The organism is Salinicola salarius (assembly GCF_002179555.1).
Classification (GTDB): domain Bacteria; phylum Pseudomonadota; class Gammaproteobacteria; order Pseudomonadales; family Halomonadaceae; genus Salinicola; species Salinicola salarius_A.
Genome location: NZ_NHOU01000067.1, coordinates 1 through 5,422, shown reverse-complemented (window position 1 = coordinate 5,422; position 5,422 = coordinate 1). Strand labels below are relative to the sequence as shown.

The 5,422-nt window shown below is 63.7% G+C and carries 4 protein-coding genes and 2 pseudogenes; all 6 read left to right on the top strand.

The window, feature by feature from the left end:
• Nucleotides 1–305 (top strand): hypothetical protein (locus CCD76_RS20115; RefSeq protein ID WP_179208971.1); only part of this gene is annotated, 305 nt, incomplete at its 5' end.
• A 93-nt stretch (nucleotides 306–398) separates the two neighbouring features.
• Nucleotides 399–860 (top strand): MaoC family dehydratase, encoded by a 462-nt coding sequence (locus tag CCD76_RS18755; protein ID WP_087721026.1) that lies wholly within the window; start codon nucleotides 399–401, stop codon nucleotides 858–860.
• A 69-nt stretch (nucleotides 861–929) separates the two neighbouring features.
• Nucleotides 930–2,105: an alpha-hydroxy-acid oxidizing protein gene (locus tag CCD76_RS18750; RefSeq protein WP_087721025.1), complete on the top strand. Its 1,176-nt coding sequence runs from the start codon at nucleotides 930–932 to the stop codon at nucleotides 2,103–2,105.
• Between the two features lie 44 nt (nucleotides 2,106–2,149).
• Nucleotides 2,150–2,905: pseudogene (locus tag CCD76_RS18745) on the top strand (serine hydrolase domain-containing protein); the annotation flags it as partial.
• A gap of 22 nt (nucleotides 2,906–2,927) precedes the next feature.
• A complete protein-coding gene (locus tag CCD76_RS20525) occupies nucleotides 2,928–3,428 on the top strand; it encodes a serine hydrolase (RefSeq protein WP_256961390.1) in 501 nt (166 codons plus the stop codon).
• Between the two features lie 235 nt (nucleotides 3,429–3,663).
• Nucleotides 3,664–5,323, top strand: a pseudogene (locus CCD76_RS18740) (electron transfer flavoprotein-ubiquinone oxidoreductase).
• Nucleotides 5,324–5,422: the final 99 nt, after the last annotated feature.

The window sequence follows — 5,422 nt, the reverse complement described above, 5'->3', positions numbered from 1 at the left end:
AATGGGTGTCCGGTTTTAGTGAACCACTACATGGCGACCCTAACTACACCCGCTTGGCGCGCCTGTGCGAGTGGCTGGCCGACGAAGCCGAGGCCGCCCAGGATGACGTGGCGTGCTCATGTCTGATCGACCCGGTGCTGCATCAGTATGTGGAAACCGCCGAACAGCTCTGTCAGGCCGGCGAGAGCACCCCGGAGCGGCTTACTCTCTTCCTGCGTCATCAGCCGCGTTTGGCCACGCGCGATACCACCACCGTGTCCGCCCGTACACTCCGGCTTCGTCATTCGCTCCCGACCTTCCGCTAATGGCGCCGGCGCGCCCGCCTGAGGTACAACCGATCGGCCACATAAGCGAAATTAGATTCCGCTATTCAAAAAAACCATTGGGAGTCAGGCCGCGTGCGAACTGTACATGATATCGAAGCCCTCAAGGCGCTGGTCGGTGACGAACTGGGTGTCAGCGACTGGATCGAAATCACCCAGGAGCGTATCCAGCGATTCGCGGACGCCACCGACGATCACCAGTGGATCCACGTCGATGTCGAACGCGCCGAGCGTGAATCGCCCATGAACAGTCCGATTGCCCACGGCTTTCTCACGCTGTCGATGCTGCCGCGCCTGTGGCAGGGGCTGTTTGAGGTGAATAATGTCCAGGCGCGCATCAACTACGGTCTGAACAAGGTCCGCTTTCCCGCGCCGGTGCTGGCCGGCTCGCGTATCCGCGCCCGGTTCCGGCTGAAATCGGTGGAGTCCGGCGGCGACAACCGCTTCTTCGTCTGCAGCGAGGTGACCATCGAGCTCGCAGGCAGCGAGCGGCCCGCCTGTGTCGCAGAGTCGCTCACGCTATACTTGCTGGCCTAGCGAGCTTGCCGGAACTTCAACGCCTGCAGCACGCCTGTAGCACAAGAATAACCGAACCGGAGCAGGACCATGAGCACACCCCGCCACTACGGAGATTTTCAACTGGAGATCTACCGCAACGGACTCAAGGGCGAACGCCCGCGCCTGCCGATGCGCATGGTGGATCTCGAAGCCGCCGCTCGGGCCATCCTGCCTCCCGAGTCCTACTGGTACGTGGCCGGTGGCGCCGGCGAAGCCACCATGCGCGCCAACCGGGATGCCTTCGCACGCTACCCGATCCTGCCGCGCATGCTGACCGACGTATCCCGGCGGGACCTGCAGACCGATCTGTTCGGTCATCGCTACTCCACTCCGCTGCTGCTCGCGCCCATCGGCGTGCAGAGCATCATCTGTACCGAGGCGGAACTGGCGGTGTCCCGGGCGGCTAGGGAGTTGGGCGTGCCCCAGATCCTCTCCACGGTCTCCGCGCACCCGCTGGAGCAGGTCGCCGAAGCTCTGGGGGATTCGCCACGCTGGTTCCAGCTCTACTGGCCGCGCAGTGACGCCCTGGCTATCAGCATGATCCAGCGCGCCGAGGCGGCCGGCTATCAGGCGATCGTGGTGACACTCGATACCAAGATGATGGCCTGGCGCGAACGCGACCTGACCAACTCCTTCCTGCCCTTCATTCGGGGCCAGGGGTTGGCAAACTATATTACCGATCCGGTGTTTCGCGATGGTCTGGAGGCCACGCCGGAAGCGGACATGCTTCCGGCGATCCGCCGCTGGAGTCAGGAGTTCGCCGCCCCGGGCAAGACCTGGCGAGACTTGGAAGCCCTGCGTAGCGCCACGAAACTGCCGATCCTGCTCAAGGGCATCATGCACCCGGAGGATGCGCGTCAGGCCGTGGCTCATGGTGCCGACGGGCTCATCGTCTCCAACCACGGCGGACGCCAGGTCGACGGAGCGCTTGCCGCCCTCGACGCCCTGCCCATGGTGCGTGCCGCGGTCGGCGATGCCTTGCCGGTACTGTTCGACAGTGGTATTCGCAGCGGCTCCGACATCCTCAAGGCCAAGGCGCTGGGCGCTAACGCCGTGCTGCTGGGGCGTCCCTATATCTGGGGACTGGCGCTAGCCGGCAGCCAGGGTGTCGTGGAAGTCGTTCAGCGCCTGCTCGCCGATCTCGATCTGAGCATGGCCCTGGCCGGCTGCGCCTGCTTCCGTGAAGTGAGCCACGACTTGCTGGCCCCGGCGTCACATGGCTGATCGCTCTCCCCCGCCCCGTCAGGCCATAACGCAAGGAATCGCTGATGAGAGATCTGGTAGCTCCCAGAACCATTGGCATGTCGCACGAGCGGCTGCAGCGCATCCAGCAGTGGATGCAGCAGCATGTCGCGCACGAGCGGCTCGCCGGTATCAGCGTGCTCGTGTCCCGCCGGGGAAAAAACGCCTATTTCGGCACCGCGGGCAGCCTGGAAATGGGTATCGATAGACCCATCGGAATGGACAGCATCTTCCGTATCTACTCGATGACCAAGCCGGTCGTCAGTGTCGCGGCGATGATACTCTACGAGGAGGGCTACTTTCAGCTGGACGACCCCCTGGCTCGCTTCCTGCCCGAATTCGAGAATATGCAGGTACTGGTGGGTGGCGACGCCGACAACCCGCAACTCGAGCCGGCCAGAAGCCTCATTACCCTGCGTCATCTATTGACCCACACCTCGGGGTTCACTTATGACTTCATGAAGAGTTCACCCGTCGACGAACTCTATCATCGCAACGGCATCACGTTCATGGGAGGCGAGACGACACTGGCGGAAGAGGTCACCCGGCTGGCGGCGCAACCCCTGCTGTGCCATCCGGGCAGCGAGTGGCACTACGGCGTTTCCACCGACGTGCTGGGGCGGGTGGTGGAAGTGATTTCCGAACAGTCGCTGGAGCAGTTCCTGAAGGCGCGCATCTTCACGCCGCTGGGGATGGTCGATACCGCGTTCTCCGTCGCCGAAGACAAGCTGGAACGGTTCTCGGCCATGTACACCACGACGTCCCAGGTGTCTCCTCTGCCACCTCTCGGCGCAGAGGTCACCCATGTCACTCCCGAGCCGCCGGGGGGGGCTGAAGCTGATCGATCCCGCCACGGGCAGCCGTTTCGCCACACCTCCCAAGCTTCTCTCCGGTGGGGGGGGGCTCACCTCCACGACCGCCGACTACCTGCGCTTCTGCCACATGCTGCGCAACAAGGGAATCCTCGACGGCCAACGGGTGCTGGGACGCAAGACGGTGGAATTCATGACTGGCAATCACCTGCCCGGCAGTATGGCCGACATGGGCCAGCCACGCTTCAATAATGGCCATATGGGGGCGGGCCTGGGATTCGGTCTGGGGTTTGCCGTAGTGCTCGACCCCGCCCTGGCGCAGACCCAGGGCTCGACCGGCGAATACTATTGGACCGGCCTGGCGAACACGCAGTTCTGGATCGATCCGTCCGAGGAGTTGATCGTCATCCAGATGGCGCAGTTGATACCGTCGTCGCTGCTGCCCCTGCGGCGCGAACTGCGTTCGCTGGTCTCGCAGGCACTGGTGGACTAGCCCTGGGCATCCCCGGCCAGGCATCGGGCTGACAAGTTCCAGCTGGCCAGGCGAGTGCTCACCATACCTGCTTGGACAGCACCCACTGCGAGGGCACCTTCTGCAGCGTTATGCCAAAGTTTTATTTTGCTTTTCAAAATCGAGTTCCACAATTTGACCTGGTCAGCAGTTGTCAGCATCATAAGCCACATGTAACGGTTTACTTAGGTTCACAGTGCCCATCACGGAGAAACGCATGGAACGTGAATACATGGACTTCGACGTGGTCATCGTCGGCGCCGGCCCCAGCGGCCTGTCCTCCGCCTGCCGCCTGATGCAGCAGGCCCAGGCCGCCGAGCAGGAACTCTCGGTCTGTGTGGTCGAGAAAGGCTCCGAGGTGGGCGCGCACATCCTCTCCGGGGCGGTCTTCGAATCGCGCGCTCTGCAGGAGCTGTTCCCCGACTGGGAGGAGCGCGGTGCGCCGCTGACCACCCCCGCCATCCGCGACGATGTCTACCTGCTCAAGGATGCCGAGAAGGCCCACAAGCTGCCCGGCGCGCTGGTGCCCAAGAGCATGCACAACACCGGCGGCGCCACGCCCAACTACGTGATCAGCGCCGGCAACCTGTGTCGCTGGTTGGCCGAGCAGGCCGAGAGGCTGGGAGTGGAGATATTTCCCGGCTTCGCCGCCCAGGAGGTGCTGCACGACGCTGACGGCACGGTGCGCGGTATTGTCATCGGCGACATGGGCGTGGCGGCGGACGGCAGCGAGAAGTCGGGATACATGCCGGGCATGGAGCTGCGCGCCAAGTACACGCTGTTCTCCGAGGGGGCCCGGGGGCATCTGGGCAAGCGCTTGATCCAGCGTTTCGATCTGGCAGCGGGCAAGGATCCGCAGCACTACGCCATCGGCCTAAAGGAGCTGTGGGACGTACCCGCCGAGCAGCACGAGCCGGGCCTGGTGGTGCATGGCTCGGGCTGGCCCTTGGAGAAGGATACCCACGGCGGGTTCTTCCTCTATCACGCCGAGAACCAGCAGGTGGTGGTGGGGCTGATCGTCGATCTCTCCTACACCAACCCGTGGCTGTCGCCGTTCGACGAGTTCCAGCGCATGAAGCATCATCCGGTGCTCAAGCAGTATCTGGAGGGCGGTAAGCGGGTGGCCTACGGGGCGCGGGCCATCGTCAAGGGCGGCGCCAACAGCCTGCCGAAGATGATCTTCCCCGGCGGGCTGCTGATTGGCTGCGATGCGGGCACGCTGAACTTCGCCAAGATCAAGGGCCTGCACACGGCGATGAAGTCGGGCATGGTCGCCGCCGAGACGGTGTTCGAGGCGTTCGTCGCAGGCGATGAGGGCGGCCGCGAGCTGACGGAGTTCACCGCCAGTTGGGAGAAGAGCTGGGCCTGGCAGGAGCTGGAGGACGCGCGCAGTTTCGGGCCGGCGATCCACAAGTACGGCACTCACGTCGGCGGGGCCTACAACTTCGCCAACCAGCTACTCGGCGGTAAGCTGCCGGTGGTGCGCGACACCACGCCGGATCATGCGCGCATGGCGCTGGCAAGCGAAGCGAAGAAGACCGACTATCCCAGGCCCGACGGCAAGCTGTCCTTCGACAAGCTCNTCCTCGGTGTTCCTGTCGAACACCAACCACGAGGAGGACCAGCCCTGCCATCTCAAGCTGATCGACCCGGACATCCCGACCCAGCACAACCTGCCCAAGTATGCCGAGCCGGCGACGCACTACTGCCCGGCGGGCGTGTACGAGGTGATCGAGGATAACGCCGGCCAGCCGCGCTTCCAAATCAACTTTCAGAACTGTGTGCACTGCAAGACCTGCGACATCAAGGACCCGGCGCAGAACATCCAGTGGGTGGCACCGGAGGGCGGCGGCGGCCCCAACTACCCCAATATGTAAACATGTGCGAGGGCGCCATTGTCGACGCCACCATCGTGGTCGCCAGTACAGATGCTTATTTAGATCTCTTGTAACTATTCAGGTCACGCTGCCTGATCC

Bases quoted from the DNA above. Each gene is read 5' to 3' on its own strand.
- CCD76_RS18750 (WP_087721025.1), top strand. From the start codon at position 930: ATGAGCACACCCCGCCACTACGGAGATTTTCAACTGGAGATCTACCGC.
- CCD76_RS20525 (WP_256961390.1), top strand. From the start codon at position 2,928: ATGTCACTCCCGAGCCGCCGGGGGGGGCTGAAGCTGATCGATCCCGCC.